Below are 15,160 nucleotides of genomic sequence, written 5' to 3'. Positions count from 1 at the left end.
CTGGATGCAAGACGAGAGCCCGGCGCTTCATTCCCATGAATACGCCGGGCGGCGGCATCCGGTCAGTCCTTGGCGCTGCGCATCGTCGCCACCTGGTACAGGGCGACGGATGCCGCGATCCCGGCGTTGAGCGACTCGGTCGCGCCGGAGATCGGGATGGACACGACCTGGTCGCACGTCTCGGTGACCAGGCGCGAGAGGCCCTTGCCCTCGGAGCCGACCACGATGACGACGGGCCGGTCGGCCAGGGCGAGCGAGGGCAGCGAGACGTCGCCGCCGCCGGCCAGGCCGAGGACGAACACCCCCTGCTTCTTGAACTCCTTGAGCGTCGTGGTGAGATTCGGTGCGATGGCGACGGGGATGCGCGCGGCCGCCCCGGCGCTCGTCTTCCAGGCGGCGGAGTTCACGCTCGCGGACCGTCGTTGCGGAAGGATGACGCCCTGACCGCCGAATGCCGCGGTGGAGCGGATGATCGCACCGAGGTTGCGCGGGTCGGTGATGCCGTCCAGCGCGACGAGCAGCGGGGTCGCGCCGGTCTCGATGATGTTCTCGAGCAGATCCTGCGGGTGGGCGTACTCGTAGGGCGGGACCTTCAGCGCGACGCCCTGGTGCACGCCGTCGAAGCCCGCCATGCGGTCGAGCTCGGGACGGGTGACCTCGAGCACCGGGATGTCGCGGTGCGTGGCGATCGACAGCATCTCCTTGACGCGGTCGTCCATCTCGACGCGCTGCGCGATGTAGAACGCCGTCGCGGGGATCTTCGCGCGCAGCGCCTCGAGCACCGAGTTGCGGCCCGTGACCGTCTCGGTGTCCTCGTCCTTCTTCGCGCGCGGCGCGCGGCCCCCGCCCGACGAGCCGGGCTTGCCCTTGCCGCCCGCTGCGGCATAGCGCTCAGCGGCCGCCTTGCGCTTGCCGGCGGGGTGCCATGCGCGGTCCTCCGCCTTGGGGGTCGGCCCGCGTCCCTCGAGGGAGCGCTTGTTCTTGCCGCCCGTGCCCTTGGTGGGGCCCTTCTTGCCCTTGGCGGCGCCGGGGCGTCCTGGCTTAGTCATGAATACTCCAATGTGTTCCGTCTGCGCTGTCTTCCAGCGTGATTCCTGCCGCGGCGATCGCGTCGCGGATGCGGTCTGCTGCCGCCCAGTCCTTCGCAGCCCGCGCGTCGGCGCGCTGGGTGATCATCGTCTGCACGAGGGCGTCGAGTGCGGATGCCTCGACCGACGCACCGGCGCGCGTCCACTGCGCGTCCAGCGGGTTCAGCCCGAGGATGCCGGTCATCTTCCGCACCTGCCGCCCCCATTCCCACGCCTCGGCGTCGTCGCCCGCGTCGAGGGCCGAGTTGCCGGCCCGGACCGCGTCGTGCACGACGGCGAGCGCCTGCGGGACGCCGAGGTCGTCGTCCATCGCGGCGGCGAACGCGGCGGGGACCTCCTCGGACCACGGGCCGCCTGTTTCCGGCTCCGCGGCCGGCTGCTCGTCGTCCGGGTCGAGTCCCTCCGGGCGTTCGGCGGTCCACCCGAACGGGCTCGGTACGCGCTCCAGTCGCTCGAGGAAGGTGCGGATGCGGCCCACCGCCGCCTGGGCCTCCTCGAATCCGCGCTGCGAGACGTCGAGGCTGGACCGGTAGTGCGCGGCGGCGAGCGCGTAGCGCAGCACGAGCGGATCGAACTCGTCGAGGGCGTCGGAGGCGAGCAGGAAGTTGAACAGCGACTTGGACATCTTCTGGCCGTCGACCGTCACGAGGCCGTTGTGCACCCAGTACCGGGCGAACGCGTCACCGGCCGCCGTGGACTGCGCCAACTCGTTCTCGTGGTGCGGGAAGCGCAGGTCCAGGCCGCCGCCGTGGATGTCGAACTCGGGACCGAGGTAGCGGCGCGACATCGCCGAGCACTCGATGTGCCACCCGGGGCGGCCCGCACCCCACGGCGAGTCCCAGGTCGCCGACGCCGGCTCGCCGGGCTTGGCGCCCTTCCACAGCGCGAAGTCCCGCGGGTCGCGCTTGCCGCGCGGGTCGGCGTCGGCCGCCGGCTCCATCGCGTCGAGCGACTGATTGGTCAGCGAGCCGTAGGCGGGCCACGACCTCACGTCGAAGTAGACGTCGCCCGCGGCATCCGACCCCTCAGGCGCGGCGTATGCGTGCCCGCTTTCGATCAGGCGCTCGATGAGCTCCTGCATCTGCGGGATCGATGCGGTCGCCCGCGGCTCGTAGGTGGGAGGAAGGATGCCGATCGCGCCGTAGGCCTGCGTGAATGCGAGCTCCATGCGGTACGCCAGCGCCCACCAGGGCTCGCCGTCGGCGGCGTTCGCGAGCACCTTGTCGTCGATGTCGGTCACATTGCGCACGAACGTGACGCGCGCGAAGCGGTACGCGAGCCAGCGCCGGAGGATGTCGAAGCTCAGGGCACCGCGGAGGTGGCCGATGTGCGGACCCGACTGCACCGTCGGGCCGCAGACATAGATCGTGACGTTCTCCGGGTCGAGCGGCACGAAGTCGCGCAGAGCCTGCGCCTTGGTGTCATAGAGCTGTACCGTCACCGGACCAGCCTACCGGCGGGCACCTGTGCGAACCGGGTGCGCCGACGCGGTAGAACTGGAGGGTGCTGCACGTTCTCGCCGTCCTCGCCGCCGCCGTGCTCTTCGGCACCACCGGCACGTCGCAGGCGCTCGGCCCGGAGGGCACGACGCCCCTCTCGATCGGCGTCGTGCGCATGGTCATCGGCGGCACGGGCCTCGCGGTGATCGCCTTCCTGCTCGCGGCGCGCCATGCGCGGCGGCGTCCCGCGGATGCCGCTCCCCCGCCGCGCCTCGGCATCCGACCGCTCGCGCTCATGGTGCTCACCGGCGCGTGCATCTCGATCTACCAGCCGCTGTTCTTCCTGGGCACGTCGCTCAACGGCGTCGCCGTGGGCACAGTGGTCGCCCTCGGCTCCGCCCCGATCCTCGCCGGCCTGCTCGAATGGGGCCTCACGCGGCGGATGCCGAGCGTGACGTGGATGGGCGCGACCGCTCTCGCGACGATCGGCGTCGTGCTGCTCGGCTTCGGCGGCGAAGCCGGCAGCACCGGCGGCACCGACCCCCTGGGTCTGCTCGGCTCCGTCGGTGCGGGCGCCTCGTTCGCCGTGATCGCCAACGCGCAGCGCCGGCTGCTCGACGAGGGGTGGGACCCGTTCACCGTAGTCGGTGCGATGGGGGCCTCGTCGGCGCTGATCTGCGCATTCGCCGTGCCCTTCGTCGATCTGTCCTGGCTCGGCACGCCGAGCGGCGTCTCGATGGCGCTGTGGCTCGGGCTCGCCACGATCTCGGTCGCCTACGTGCTGTTCACCTGGGGCCTGAGCGGGCTCACGGCGGCGACGGCGGCCACGCTGACCCTCGGCGAGCCGCTGACGGCGAGCATCCTCGGCATCGTGGTGCTGGGTGAGCGGCTCTCGGCGCTGGCGATCGTCGGACTCGTGGTGCTCGGCGCCGGACTCGCACTGCTCGCGTGGGGGTCGCGAGCACCTCGCGACCCGATGCCGTACGCCGTCGAGGCGTGACCGCGGGCGCGTGACGAAACGCGCACGCAACGCGTCCGTGGCACACTGCTGACGACATGCAGACCACGATCCACATCCGTCCCGACGACCTCAGCGGCGATGCGACCCGCCGCCTCATCGCGCAGCATCTCGCCGGCATGCACGCCACGTCGCCGCCGGAGAGCGTGCACGCGCTCGACCTCGACGCGCTCACCGACGCGTCGATCTCGTTCTGGTCGGCGTGGGCGGCACGCCGGCAGGACGGTGATGTGGCGCAGAACCCCCGCGAGCCCGTCGAGGAGCTCGCCGGAATCGGCGCGCTCAAGACGATCGACGGAGCACGCGGCGAGCTGAAGTCGATGCGCGTGGACGACCGCTTCCTCGGTGCGGGCGTGGGCAGGGCGCTGCTGCGTCACATCGTCGCCGTCGCGCGCGCACGCGGCATGACGAGCCTGTGGCTCGAAACCGGTTCGACCGCGGAGTTCGTCCCCGCCCAGCGCCTGTACGCGAGCGAGGGGTTCGTCGAGTGCGGGCCGTTCGAGGGCTACGCGCCCGACCCGTTCTCGGTCTTCATGACGCGCGCGATCTGATCAGGCCCGAACCACGAGGGCCATCGCGAACGCTGCGACGCCCTCCCCGCGGCCCGTGAACCCGAGTGCGTCGGTCGTCGTGGCCGACACCGACACCGGCGCTCCGCCGAGGGCGGCGGAGAGCACCGCCTCGGCCTCGGTCCGCCGGGTCGCGAACCGCGGTCGATTCGCCTGCACCTGGACCGAGACGTTGCCGACGCGCCAGCCTGCGTCGCCGAGCAGGCCGAGGGTGCGGGCGAGGAAGACCGCGGCATGCGCTCCGGCGTACTCGGGGTGGTCGGTGCCGAAGTGGGTGCCGATGTCGCCGAGCCCCGCGGCCGCCAGGAGCGCGTCCACCATGGCGTGCGCGACCGCGTCGCCGTCGGAGTGCCCCGACAGCGCCGGCTCGCCCGGCCACTCCAGCCCCGCGAGCCACAGCGCGCCGTCGCCGCCGAAGGCGTGCACGTCGGTGCCGACCCCGACTCTCGGGACGGCGAGGTCGTGCTCGAGGCGGGCCGAGACGGGCGCGATGGGGGTGGCAGCCACGAGACCGCGCGCGCGGTCCAGGTCTGCGGGGGTGGTGATCTTGAAGGCGAGCGGATGCCCCGGCACCGCCGCGACGACGTGTCCGGCATCCGCGACCAGCGCCGCGTCATCGGTGAACTCCCGCGACGCGCCGCGGTAGGCGGCATCCAGCACATCGCGGCGGAAGCCCTGCGGGGTCTGCGCCGCCGACAGCTCGGAACGATCGACCATGCCGACGATGACGTCGCCCGCGACCCGCTTGATCGTGTCGATCACGGGGAGCACAGGAACAGCCCCGTCCCGCCCGCTGTCGACCGCGGCGATCACACGCTCGAACACCTCAGGGGGTGTCAGCGCGCGGGCCGCGTCGTGCACGAGCACGACCTCGACGTCACCCCACAGGACGCTCAGCCCGGCGGCGACGGAAGCCTGCCGGGTGTCGCCGCCCGCGACGACGGTCACCAGATCGCGGCGTTCGCCCGCCGCCTCGAGAGCCTCGCTGCGGGCATCGCCCTCGCGACCCGGCGGCGCGACGACGACCACCTGCGCCGACGGCGCCCGGAAGACGCGCTCCAGCGCGTGGCGGAGGATCGTGTGACCGTCGACGCCGACGAAGCCCTTCGGCGCCCCGGCGCCCAGCCGCGTGCCGGACCCGGCCGCGACCACGATGATGCCGATGCGGGGAACGGGAGCAATGGTCACGCGACCACGCTAGCGGGTGCGCTGCACCCGCTCAGCCGTCAACTGGCCAGGACCTCATCGAGGATGACGCCGGCCTTCTCCTCGTCGGTCTTCTCGGCGAGTGCGAGCTCGGAGATGAGGATCTGCTTCGCCTTCGCGAGCATGCGCTTCTCACCGGCCGACAGACCGCGGTCCTGATCGCGGCGCCACAGGTCGCGCACGACCTCGCTCACCTTGATGACATCACCGGACGCGAGCTTCTCGAGGTTCGCCTTGTAGCGGCGCGACCAGTTCGTGGGCTCTTCCGTGAAGGGGGCGCGCAGCACCTCGAAAACCTTGTCGAGGCCTTCCTTGCCGATGACGTCGCGGACACCGACCAGATCGACGTTCTCTGCAGGGACCTCGATGATGAGGTCGCCCTGGGTCACGTTGAGCTTGAGATACTTCTTCGTCTCGCCCTTGATGATCCGGTCTTTGACCTCGATGATCGTTGCCGCGCCGTGGTGGGGGTAAACGACCGTCTCGCCAACCTCAAAAAGCATGGAGTTATGTCCTTTCGGCAACCTCCAGGATACCACAGGCGACATACGCTAAGGTTCGCCGCCCACGGCCCGGCGACGCACCTCACGGCGGTCGCGGCGAACCCCTAGAATGCTGAGGAAGCCGTCATCCGTCCTGGGAGGACCCGTGAAACCCCGTCACTTCGCGTCGATCGCCGTCGCAACCGCTCTGGTTCTCGGCACGACGGGCTGCAGCATGATCTCGCCCCAGGCGACGACGATCGAGTACTCGGCGGCTGAGGGCGTCAACGTCTACGACGCCGGCCCCCTCGACGTGCGCAACGCCTACATCGTCGCCACCGACGACGGCGACACGGGCAACTTCGTGGCCGCGATCGTCAATGACACCGACGAGTCGCACACTCTGCGCGTCGAGCTCGGTGAGGGAGACGACACGATCACGCTCACGCAGCGCGTGCCCGCGCGCACCACGGTCAGCCTCGGCGCCGACGGCGAGGACCCCATCCTCGTCGAGGGCCTCGATACCCCTCCCGGTGCCGACATCCCCGGTTACTTCCAGTCGGGCGACGAGAACGGCACGCTCATCTCCGTGCCGGTGCTCGACGGCGCACTCCCCTACCTGGCGCCGCTCGTCCCCTGACGACCGACCGCACGCAAGAGCCCGCCCGCGCAGATCGCGAGGCGGGCTCTCTCGTTTCGGCTCAGCCTTCGAACCGGTAGCCGAGTCCGCGCACCGTCACCAGCATCTCGGGAGCGCCCGGGTTCGATTCGATGCGCGAGCGGATGCGCTTGATGTGCACGTCGAGCGTCTTGGTGTCACCGAAGTAGTCGCTCCCCCACACGCGGTCGATCAGCTGCCCGCGGGTGAGCACACGCCCGGCGTTGCGCATCAGCACCTCGAGCAGCTCGAATTCCTTGAGGGGCATGCTGATCTCCGAGCCTTCGACAGCGACGGTGTGGCGGTCGATGTCGAGCACCACGCGTCCGCCTTCGAGCACACGGTCGTCGAGGTCGGCGTCGACCTGCGCGAACCGCCGGAGCACCGCGCGCATGCGTGCGAGCAGCTCGCGGGCGGAGTACGGCTTGGTCACGTAGTCGTCGGCTCCGAGTTCGAGACCCACCACGATGTCCACTTCGGAGTCCTTGGCGGTCAGCATGATGACGGGGACCGACGACGAGGCGCGGATCTGACGGCACACCTCGGTTCCCGGCATGCCGGGCAGCATCAGATCGAGGAGCACGATGTCAGCGCCCCGCTCACGGAAGGCCACGAGCGCGGCGGGACCGTCCTCGGCGATGTCGACCTCGAATCCCTCCCGACGCAGCAGGTAGGCCAGCGGGTCGGCGAGGTCGGGCTCGTCCTCGACGATCAGAACGCGGGTCATACGGATTCTCCATTCACGGGAAGGGGTCGGGGTTCCTCGGTGGCCGCGACGCGCTTCTTCTTGCGGCCGCGCTTGGGTGCGGCCCGCTCGACCGGCGCGGCCGTCCCGGGAAGTCGGATGGTGAAGGTCGATCCGCGACCGGGGCGCGACCACAGGCGCACCTCGCCGCCATGGCGCTGCACCGCGTGCTTGACGATCGACAGACCCAGGCCGCTGCCGCCGGTACGGCGGGCTCGGGCCGGATCGGCGCGGTAGAACCGCTCGAAGACGCGGTCCTGCTCGCCTTCGGCGATGCCGATCCCGCGGTCGGTCACGGCGATCTCGACGACGCCGTCCACGAGCTTGACGCCCACTCCGACGCTGGAGCCCTGGGGCGAGTACGCGATCGCGTTGGCGATGAGGTTTCCGACGGCCTCGCTCAGCACCTGCGCGTCGCCGCGCACGTACAGCCCGCGCGTGCCTCCCCGGACCACCTCGACTCCGGCCGAGTCCGCCTGGATCGCGTGGGCGTCCAGCGATGCGGCGACCACCTCGTCGATCGACACGTCGCGCTCCTCGGTGAGGTCCTCCGAGGACTGCAGGCGGGACAGGTTCATGATGCGCGAGGTCAGCAGGGCGAGACGGTTCGCCTCGGCCGTGAGCCGCGCCGCGAAGATGCGCACCTGAGGCGGATCGTCGGCAGCCGATTCGATGGCCTCGGCGAGCAGGCTCACCGCGCCCACCGGGGTCTTGAGCTCGTGGCTCGTGTTGGCGACGAAGTCGCGGCGCATCTGCTCGACGCGCTCGCGCTCGGTGATGTCGCGCAGCACGAGAAGCGTGAGCCGCGGCGAGATGCGCGTCGCCCGCACGATGACCAGGCGCGGTTCCGCCGGCGGAGCGCCTCGCCGCAGCCGGATCGTCTCGGTGGCGGCCCCGGTGGCGCCGCGGGCGGCGCGGGCGACGCCGCGCAGTTCGTCGGCGGGTACCGAGCGCCCCTCGACGAAGTGGAAGGGGGCGGCGGGCGCCGAGGCGGCGAGCACCGTGAACGAGGCGTCGATGACCACCGCGGCGTCATCCATGCCGTGCAGCACCTCGCGCACCCCCTCGGGAATGGCCAGCGAGGTCTCCACACGGGCACGATCGCGCGCTCGCAGGGAGGTGACGATGACCGCGGAGACGGAGCCCCCGATGATGACGCCGGCGAGGAGGGCGAGCAGCGCAAGCTGCGTCGTATCCATGGTGACAGCGTAGAGGGAGCCCGGGAGCGCGGCCCGCCATACGGCCGGAGTCTCGCGGGTGCGCCGGGTACTATTCACCGCGGTGGCACCGTTCGTTAACCTTCGCTGGCGACAATCGCCACTGATCGAGGTGGCAGGTGCTGCCCGAGTCACGAAAGGTGCGTCATGCGCGAAGTCTTCCACCAGTCGCTCGAGGATGTGCAGAGCCGTCTCGTCGAGATCGCCGAGCTGGTCACGGTCGCCATCGACAAAGCGACGCGCGCATTCAGCACGAGCGACGTCTCGCTGGCCGAGGAGGTCATCGAGAACGACGCCGTCATCGACGAGAAGGCCGTCGCACTCGACGAGCTCGCCATCGAGATCCTCGCGCGCCAGCAGCCCGTGGCCCGCGATCTGCGCATCGTCGTCAGCGCGCTGCGCATGAGCGCGTCGCTCGAGCGCATGGGCGACATCGCCGAGCACATCGCCCAGCTCACACGCATGCGATTCCCCGAGCGCGCCATCCCCAAGGGCCTCAAGTCCACGTTCACGAAGATGGGCGAGCTCGACGTCGAGGTGGCGCGCCAGCTCACCGAGCTCCTCCGCACGCAGGACCTCGCCCTCACCGAGCACATCCGCAACGCCGACGACGAGATCGACGACCTGCACGTGTCGGTCTTCGAGAAGGTGCTCAGCGACAGCTGGCAGGGCGAGGCATCCGCCACCGTGGACGCGACCCTCGCGAGCCGCTACCACGAGCGCTTCGCCGACCACGCGGTCTCCGTGGCGAAGAAGGTCGCCTACCTCTCCACCGGCGATTGGACGCCGGCGACCGACGCGCTGGACATCGTTCAGACCCAGCTCTAGCTCGCGCCGCACAGCAAGAGACCGGATGCCCCGCGGAGGGGCATCCGGTCTCTTGCCGTCGACCTACTTCTTGCCCTGCGCGGCGACGGCGGCAGCGCCGGCGGCGGCCGCCTCGGGGTCGAGGTACTCGCCGGGTGCGAGCGGGCGGAGGTTCTCGTCGAGCCGATAGACCAGCGGGATGCCGGTCGGAATGTTGAGCTCGGCGATGTCGGCATCGCTGATGCCGTCGAGGTGCTTGACCAGGCCGCGGAGAGAGTTGCCGTGAGCGGTCACGAGCACTGTCTTCCCGGCCTGGAGGTCGGGCACGATGTCGCTGTGCCAGTAGGGCAGCATGCGGTCGATGACGAGCGCGAGCGACTCGGTGTCGGGCACGTCGCCGTCGATTCCGGCGTACCGCGGGTCTCCGACCTGGCTGTACTGGTCGTCCGCGGGCAGCGGCGGCGGCGGGACGTCGAACGAGCGGCGCCACAGCATGAACTGGTCGTTGCCGAACTCCTCGAGCGTCTGCGCCTTGTCCTTGCCCTGCAGCGCGCCGTAGTGACGCTCGTTGAGGCGCCACGTGCGCTTCACGGGGATCCAGAGGCGGTCGGCGCTGTCGAGGGCGATGTTCGCCGTCTGGATGGCGCGGCTGAGCACCGAGGTGTGGAGGACGTCGGGAAGGATGCCGGACTCGGCGAGCAGCTCGCCGCCGCGCGCGGCCTCGGCCTTGCCCTGTTCGGTGAGGCGGACATCGACCCAGCCCGTGAACTGGTTGGTCTTGTTCCACTCGCTCTGGCCGTGTCGGAGGAGGATCAGCGTGTAGGGCGCGGTCATGGGCCCATGATATCGGCGCCCTGCGAGCGACTGCGGTCGATGACGGCTGGCATCATGGGGACATGGGCTCCGCTCGCTCCTCCGCCGCGCGCGTTCCGAGGGTCGGGCGGATCACCCGCGGGACGACCGGCACGAATCGTCTGCGGCGGATCGACCGCTGGATCGCCCGTCATCCCTCGCTGCGACGGGCCGACGATCCCCTCGTGATCGATCTCGGCTACGGTGCGAGCGGCGTCACGGCGCTCGAGCTGCAGGCCCGCCTGGCGCGCACGCGCCCCGATGTCGAGGTGCGAGGACTCGAGATCGACCCGGCTCGCGTCGCCCGCGCCGACGAGCAGCTGGCGGCGGTGCGAGCCGGCCTGACGTCGTTCGCGCCTGACGCGAAGGTCTCGTTCGGCCTGGGCGGCTTCGAGGTGCCGGTTCCGGGCGGGCGGCGCCCGACGGTCATCCGCGCCTTCAACGTGCTGCGGCAGTACGACGAACCCGAGGTGGCCGCGGCGTGGACATCGATGGCGGCGCGGCTCGCGCCCGGCGGGCTGCTCGTCGAGGGGACGTGCGACGAACTCGGTCGCATCGCGACGTGGATCGCGCTGGATGCCGCGGGCACGCCGGTCTCGTTCACCGTCTCGCTGCGGCTGGCCGGGCTGGAGCATCCGTCCGTCGCGGCGGAGCGGCTCCCCAAGGCGCTCATCCACCGCAACGTCCCCGGCGAGCGCGTGCACGCGCTGCTCGACGCGCTCGACGCGGAGTGGGAGCGAGCGTCCGCGATGTCGCCGTTCGGCCCGGTGGAGCGCTGGCGCGTGGCGCTCGAAGCGCTCGGCCGCGCCGGCTGGCCGGTCCGAGATCGGTCGCGATGGCGACTCGGTGAGCTCACGCTGCCGTGGGAGGCCGTGGCGCCCCTTTAGACGGGCGCGGGCGAACCGCCGCGGATCAGATGCGGGGTACGGCGGCGCGGGCGTCCTCGGGGGTCATGCCCGTCGCGGTGAGCAGGTCGACCACGAGTGGACGCATCGCCGCGATCAGGTTCTGCTCGCCCAGCGACGCGCCGGGGACGAGCGCGGCGGGGTCGAGGCGCGACACGACAGCGGAGATCGCCGCGCGCGCCGCGGGCTCGAGCGAGATGTCGTCGAGCGAGTCCGAGACGAAGCCGGCGCCCCGCACGATCTCCGCCAGCACGTCGGCCGCGACCGGACGGTTGACCCCGTCGTCGCACAGATAGACGACGCGACGCGCGACCACGCGCAGGTTGCGGGTGGCGAGGTCCGTCGAGGCGCGGATGCGCTCCTGCCGCTCCAGTTCGAAACGCTGGCGGCGCAGGAACGGCGAGATGCGGGCGATGGCGCGGCCCGACTCGAGGGAGGATGCCCACTCGTCGAGCAGCGGCTGCAGCGCACGGGCCCTCTCGAGGCCGCGTTCCGCGCGCAGTCGGTCGCCGCGCCGCAGCGCCTGCGTGAGCGCCGCCGACGCCTTGTCGACCGCCGCGAAGACGGCCCGCCCCTCACGGAGGGCGTCTCGCAGCGGATTGCGGGGGATGAGCGCCGTCACGAGCAGGGCGGCGATGCCGCCGATGATCCCGTCGATCAGGCGAAGGAACGGCATCGTCGCGGGGATCACCATCACGATGAGGGACTGGATCGCGGCGGCGATGGCGAAGCCCGCCTGAGCGGACAGCAGGCGCGCAACGACGAGCGTGAGTCCGAGCGCCAGAGCGAGCTGCCACCAGCCGGTGCCGGTCAGGATCAGCAGCAGCTCGGCGATGAGGATGCCCACCAGCATGCCGAGCACGGTCTCGAGCACGCGGCGGGGCCGTGCGTCGCGCACGAGGCCCAGGCTGCCCACGGTGACGGTCGCCGCCAGCAGAGGCGCCGGGTGGCCGAGCGCGTAGTGCGCGAAGGCATACGATCCGGTCGCCGCGACGACGATCTGGATGATCGGGATGCCCGACTCGCGCAGGCGCACGAGCGCCGGGCGAGGGTCGAGCCGGGCGCGCCAGCCCGTGGGGATGGCCGTGGTCGTGGGAGGACCGCTCATCAGCCTTCGCTCCCCCGGCCCGTCGTCACTGCGCGGAGGCGCGTCGCGAAAGCCGTGTGATCCGGGGGATGTTCGCTGTCGCGCCCGCGTCGGGCGGGACCACGACCTCCTGCGTCGCGGCGATCGGTCCGTCGTCGGTGTCGACGAGCAGGGTCGCATCGATCGGAGTCGAGCGCCGCACGATCGCGAGCGCGATCGGACCTTCCTCGAAGTGCAGCGCGGCGGACGTCACCGCACCCACCGCGTCGTCGCCGACGCGCACCGTCGCCCCGTGAGCGGGAAGAACACTCGAGCTGCCGTCGAGCTGGAGCGCCACGAGCCGCCGGGGCGGGTGGCCGAGATTGTGCACCTTGGCCACCGTCTCCTGGCCGCGGTAGCACCCCTTGCTGAGGTGCACGGCCGTGCGCAGCCAATCCAGCTCGTGCGGGAGCGCACGCTCGTCGACGTCGGCCGACCACCGCGGTCGCCAGGCGGCGATGCGCAGGGCGTCGGCGGCGACGAGGCCCGCGAGAGCGAGGTCGCCGCGGGAGGCGGCATCCGCGATCCGCTGCTCCTCCTCGCGCGTGACGATCGCCTCGGCCCAGTCGCGCTCCGTGCCCGGATGCGGATCGACGGCGGCGTACCCGTGACCGCCGGGCGCGACGTCGGGCCACGGATCGATCCACACGAGAGGAAGGCCCGCGGGCACGGCGGGATCGACGGCGGCGAGGCCCGCCGCCGTGCCGCCGATGACGGCGAACTCGTCGCCGGCGTCGCGGGGGTCGACCCGCAGGCGGAACCGCATCTTGCGCAGCCACGACAGGAGCCCCTCGGCATCCGCGCGATCGACGATCAGCCACGTCGTCTGGCCGTCGTCGATGACGGATGCCGCATGCTCGACGTGACCTTGCGGGTCGAGCACGAGCAGCTCGGTGCTCACTCCCGGCGGGAGCGCGGCGAGCGCCTGCGACGTGAGCGAGTCGAGCCACGAGAGGCGGTCCTCCCCGGGAACGGCGAGGACCGTGCGGTCACCGAGCGGCACTACGGCGCGGCCGGCGGCGAGGGATCGCTGCTCGGCGAGCGGGCTGCCGAGGTGCTGCAGTCCGGTCTCGTCGACCACGGCGGCCGGAAGCCCGGCGAACGGCGAGTCCATCATTCCGCCCTCGCGAGGCGAGCCGACGCGTGTGCGCCGAGCTCCTCGTCGAGCGCGGCCATGTCCCACGCCCACAGCAGGTGTCCGTCGACGAGCCCGTACATCCGGGTCGCGGCCGAGTAGGTCTTGGCGGCCGCAGGACGCACGACTGCGTCGGTGGCGATGTCGATGCGCGGGCCGCGGATCTGTCCGAGGTAGAGCTCGCTCACGCCGTCGGCGTGGACGAGGACGACCTCGATGTCGAAGCCGCCTTCCGCATTGCGCAGCAGCTCCACGTCGTCGGCGGTGCGTGGCGGCGCGGTGGCGAGGGGCGGCAGCAGGCCCGGCCCAGCATCGGCGTCGGTCGCGGGCCGCGAGAGTCGCCAGTACCCCATCTCTGCGACGAGGGGCGTGCGGGCGTCGCCTTCGCCGTGGATCCAGGCGCTCGCGGAGTAGTTCAGGTAGTCGCCGCCGTCATGGCTGAAGCTCACGCGGTGCGTGAACTCGCCCGCGTAGGCGTGGTCGGCGTAGTCGATGACCCCAGTGCCCTCCCACACGCCGACGAGCCACGAGAGCGGGGCGAGATCGGCCGGGAGGTCGGTCGGCAGGTCGAACACGGCGCGGACGATCAGCGCTGGCCGCGGTACAGGTTCTTCAGGACGACGACCGAGACGAAGGCGATCGCAAGCGTCGCCAGTCCGAGGAGACCCACGAAGAACATCTCGAGCGCGAAGAGATCCATGGGTCCAGTCTAGCCAGCCGGATTCAGCCCGGGACGATGGAGGCCAGGCCGAAGCCGAGACTGATGACACCCATGACCAGGAGAGCGCCGAGAGCGCTCGCGGCGACCCGTTCGGTGAAGCCCTGCGAGCGACCGCCCCACAGCTGGATGGCGAACGCGAGGATGAGGCATCCGCCCAATCCGACAGCCAGCCACTGCGCGCGCCACTCATCCCCCGCCAGCAGGCCCACGAGCACGCCGATCACAGCAGCCACGACCCACACGGCGATGACGCCGCCGAGGGTGCGACGGGGAGCGAGTTCAGGCACGGCCACGCGCCCATTCTCGCCCACCGCGCCGCGAGATGCATCACTGAGACGGATGTCCCGGGTCATCCGGGCGCGGATCGGCCCCTCGACCACGCCCTACACTGGGGGCGACGGCGTGTCCGCGCACGCCGGGAAGGCAACGCTTTGGCACAGCTCCTGGTTCTGAGCTCCGCACACGGAGCCGGTCCCGTCCTGCCCTCGCTCGAGCTGCTGAGCCACCGCGTCCGCCAGATCCCCGCGGAGCCCGCGCAGCTGGTGAACGCCCCCAGCGCCGACGTGATCTTCGTGGACGCGCGGATCGACCTCGTCGGCGCCAAGTCGCTGTGCAAGATCCTCAACACCACGGGCCTCGACGCCCCCCTGCTGCTCGTCGTCACCGAGGGCGGCCTGACCGCGGTGTCCACGGACTGGGGCATCGACGACGTGATCCTGATGACGGCCGGACCCGCCGAGGTCGACGCGCGCGTCCGGCTCGCGATCGGCCGGATGAGCAAGGAGCAGGTGTCGACCCGGATCCAGACGTCGGGCATCACGATCGACGAGTCGTCGTACTCGGCGAAGGTGCACGGCAAGCCGCTCGACCTCACCTACAAGGAGTTCCAGCTCCTCCACTTCTTCGCGACGCACCCGTCGCGCGTGTTCACCCGCGAGCAGCTGCTGAGCGAGGTGTGGGGCTACGACTACTTCGGGGGCACGCGCACCGTCGATGTGCACGTGCGGCGACTGCGCGCGAAGCTCGGCGACCTGGAGCAGCTGATCGGCACCGTCCGCAACGTCGGCTATCGCTTCAACGTCTACGAGGACGACCAGATCCCCGCACCGCGCGAGCGCACGGGCGCCTGACGGGCGAGCACCTGCACCGCCCTGAGCGAGCGGAGCGAGTCGAACGGTTCACACTCTCGTCA

The 15,160-nt window shown here is 71.2% G+C and carries 17 protein-coding genes; 6 read left to right on the top strand and 11 right to left on the bottom strand.

The genetic code is table 11. From position 1 onward, the window contains the following. Window positions 1-62: 62 nt before the first annotated feature. Both rlmB and cysS read right to left on the bottom strand, forming a co-directional pair. Window positions 63-1,049, bottom strand: coding sequence for a 23S rRNA (guanosine(2251)-2'-O)-methyltransferase RlmB (gene rlmB, locus ASD93_RS02730; protein WP_056118297.1), 987 nt, complete (start codon window positions 1,047-1,049; stop codon window positions 63-65). Then, window positions 1,042-2,529 carry a cysteine--tRNA ligase gene (gene cysS, locus ASD93_RS02725; protein WP_056118296.1) on the bottom strand — a complete coding sequence of 496 codons (1,488 nt, stop codon included), beginning with the start codon at window positions 2,527-2,529 and terminating at the stop codon, window positions 1,042-1,044. The genes rlmB and cysS overlap by 8 nt, the downstream gene beginning before the upstream one ends. A 62-nt stretch (window positions 2,530-2,591) precedes the next feature. Between cysS and ASD93_RS02720 the strand changes: the two genes are divergently transcribed. After that, window positions 2,592-3,527: a DMT family transporter gene (locus tag ASD93_RS02720; protein ID WP_056118294.1), complete on the top strand. Its 936-nt coding sequence runs from the start codon at window positions 2,592-2,594 to the stop codon at window positions 3,525-3,527. Between the two features lie 56 nt (window positions 3,528-3,583). Next, window positions 3,584-4,096, top strand: a complete 513-nt coding sequence (locus ASD93_RS02715) for a GNAT family N-acetyltransferase (RefSeq protein WP_056118289.1) — start codon at window positions 3,584-3,586, stop codon at window positions 4,094-4,096. On the opposite strand, the gene ispD is transcribed toward ASD93_RS02715, so the two are convergent. Then, window positions 4,097-5,302: a 2-C-methyl-D-erythritol 4-phosphate cytidylyltransferase gene (gene ispD, locus ASD93_RS02710; protein ID WP_056118287.1), complete on the bottom strand. Its 1,206-nt coding sequence runs from the start codon at window positions 5,300-5,302 to the stop codon at window positions 4,097-4,099. It lies immediately after the preceding gene. Window positions 5,303-5,340: 38 nt separating this feature from the next. Further along, window positions 5,341-5,823, bottom strand: coding sequence for a CarD family transcriptional regulator (locus tag ASD93_RS02705; RefSeq protein ID WP_055966369.1), 483 nt, complete (start codon window positions 5,821-5,823; stop codon window positions 5,341-5,343). A gap of 145 nt (window positions 5,824-5,968) precedes the next feature. On the opposite strand from ASD93_RS02705, the gene ASD93_RS02700 reads away from it, so the two are divergent. Then, on the top strand, window positions 5,969-6,442 hold the full coding sequence (locus tag ASD93_RS02700; RefSeq protein ID WP_056118285.1) for a hypothetical protein: 474 nt from the start codon (window positions 5,969-5,971) through the stop codon (window positions 6,440-6,442). Window positions 6,443-6,503: 61 nt separating this feature from the next. Here the strand turns inward: ASD93_RS02700 and ASD93_RS02695 are convergent, their stop codons facing one another. Both ASD93_RS02695 and ASD93_RS02690 read right to left on the bottom strand, forming a co-directional pair. Then, entirely contained in the window at window positions 6,504-7,187 is a 684-nt protein-coding gene (locus tag ASD93_RS02695) for a response regulator transcription factor (protein ID WP_056118283.1), read from the bottom strand. Further along, entirely contained in the window at window positions 7,184-8,404 is a 1,221-nt protein-coding gene (locus tag ASD93_RS02690) for a sensor histidine kinase (RefSeq protein WP_056118282.1), read from the bottom strand. The genes ASD93_RS02695 and ASD93_RS02690 overlap by 4 nt, the downstream gene beginning before the upstream one ends. A 165-nt stretch (window positions 8,405-8,569) precedes the next feature. Between ASD93_RS02690 and phoU the strand changes: the two genes are divergently transcribed. Next, window positions 8,570-9,250 carry a phosphate signaling complex protein PhoU gene (gene phoU / locus ASD93_RS02685; protein WP_056118280.1) on the top strand — a complete coding sequence of 227 codons (681 nt, stop codon included), beginning with the start codon at window positions 8,570-8,572 and terminating at the stop codon, window positions 9,248-9,250. Window positions 9,251-9,313: 63 nt separating this feature from the next. Here phoU and ASD93_RS02680 read toward each other — a convergent pair whose 3' ends face one another. Next, window positions 9,314-10,063: a phosphoglyceromutase gene (locus ASD93_RS02680; protein ID WP_056118278.1), complete on the bottom strand. Its 750-nt coding sequence runs from the start codon at window positions 10,061-10,063 to the stop codon at window positions 9,314-9,316. Window positions 10,064-10,125: 62 nt separating this feature from the next. Here ASD93_RS02680 and ASD93_RS02675 point away from each other — a divergent pair, with 62 nt between their 5' ends. Then, a complete protein-coding gene (locus ASD93_RS02675; RefSeq protein WP_056118276.1) occupies window positions 10,126-10,968 on the top strand; it encodes a class I SAM-dependent methyltransferase in 843 nt (280 codons plus the stop codon). 25 nt (window positions 10,969-10,993) lie between these two features. On the opposite strand, the gene ASD93_RS02670 is transcribed toward ASD93_RS02675, so the two are convergent. The 4 genes from ASD93_RS02670 to ASD93_RS02655 all read right to left on the bottom strand — a co-directional run bounded on the left by ASD93_RS02670 (window position 10,994) and on the right by ASD93_RS02655 (window position 14,261). Further along, window positions 10,994-12,094: an FUSC family protein gene (locus ASD93_RS02670; RefSeq protein WP_056118274.1), complete on the bottom strand. Its 1,101-nt coding sequence runs from the start codon at window positions 12,092-12,094 to the stop codon at window positions 10,994-10,996. Between the two features lie 25 nt (window positions 12,095-12,119). Beyond that, a complete protein-coding gene (locus ASD93_RS02665) occupies window positions 12,120-13,229 on the bottom strand; it encodes a YgfZ/GcvT domain-containing protein (RefSeq protein WP_056118271.1) in 1,110 nt (369 codons plus the stop codon). Beyond that, window positions 13,226-13,822 (bottom strand): FABP family protein, encoded by a 597-nt coding sequence (locus ASD93_RS02660; RefSeq protein WP_056118270.1) that lies wholly within the window; start codon window positions 13,820-13,822, stop codon window positions 13,226-13,228. The genes ASD93_RS02665 and ASD93_RS02660 overlap by 4 nt, the downstream gene beginning before the upstream one ends. A 148-nt stretch (window positions 13,823-13,970) precedes the next feature. Then, window positions 13,971-14,261: a hypothetical protein gene (locus ASD93_RS02655; protein WP_056118268.1), complete on the bottom strand. Its 291-nt coding sequence runs from the start codon at window positions 14,259-14,261 to the stop codon at window positions 13,971-13,973. 138 nt (window positions 14,262-14,399) lie between these two features. Here ASD93_RS02655 and ASD93_RS02650 point away from each other — a divergent pair, with 138 nt between their 5' ends. Continuing rightward, window positions 14,400-15,098 (top strand): DNA-binding response regulator, encoded by a 699-nt coding sequence (locus ASD93_RS02650; protein ID WP_056118266.1) that lies wholly within the window; start codon window positions 14,400-14,402, stop codon window positions 15,096-15,098. The last annotated feature ends 62 nt before the right edge of the window (window positions 15,099-15,160 follow it).

This window comes from Microbacterium sp. Root180 (genome assembly GCF_001428485.1).
Lineage (GTDB): Bacteria > Actinomycetota > Actinomycetes > Actinomycetales > Microbacteriaceae > Microbacterium.
Note: the sequence above shows the minus strand (reverse complement) of the source record. Positions and strands in the feature narration are given on the sequence as shown.

Excerpts from the sequence above, each read along its gene's own strand:
- rlmB (WP_056118297.1), bottom strand. The coding sequence starts at position 1,049 with ATGACTAAGCCAGGACGCCCCGGCGCCGCCAAGGGCAAGAAGGGCCCC.
- ASD93_RS02715 (WP_056118289.1), top strand. The coding sequence starts at position 3,584 with ATGCAGACCACGATCCACATCCGTCCCGACGACCTCAGCGGCGATGCG.
- ASD93_RS02705 (WP_055966369.1), bottom strand. The coding sequence starts at position 5,823 with ATGCTTTTTGAGGTTGGCGAGACGGTCGTTTACCCCCACCACGGCGCG.
- ASD93_RS02695 (WP_056118283.1), bottom strand. The coding sequence starts at position 7,187 with ATGACCCGCGTTCTGATCGTCGAGGACGAGCCCGACCTCGCCGACCCG.
- ASD93_RS02690 (WP_056118282.1), bottom strand. The coding sequence starts at position 8,404 with ATGGATACGACGCAGCTTGCGCTGCTCGCCCTCCTCGCCGGCGTCATC.
- phoU (WP_056118280.1), top strand. The coding sequence starts at position 8,570 with ATGCGCGAAGTCTTCCACCAGTCGCTCGAGGATGTGCAGAGCCGTCTC.
- ASD93_RS02680 (WP_056118278.1), bottom strand. The coding sequence starts at position 10,063 with ATGACCGCGCCCTACACGCTGATCCTCCTCCGACACGGCCAGAGCGAG.
- ASD93_RS02675 (WP_056118276.1), top strand. The coding sequence starts at position 10,126 with ATGGGCTCCGCTCGCTCCTCCGCCGCGCGCGTTCCGAGGGTCGGGCGG.
- ASD93_RS02670 (WP_056118274.1), bottom strand. The coding sequence starts at position 12,094 with ATGAGCGGTCCTCCCACGACCACGGCCATCCCCACGGGCTGGCGCGCC.
- ASD93_RS02665 (WP_056118271.1), bottom strand. The coding sequence starts at position 13,229 with ATGATGGACTCGCCGTTCGCCGGGCTTCCGGCCGCCGTGGTCGACGAG.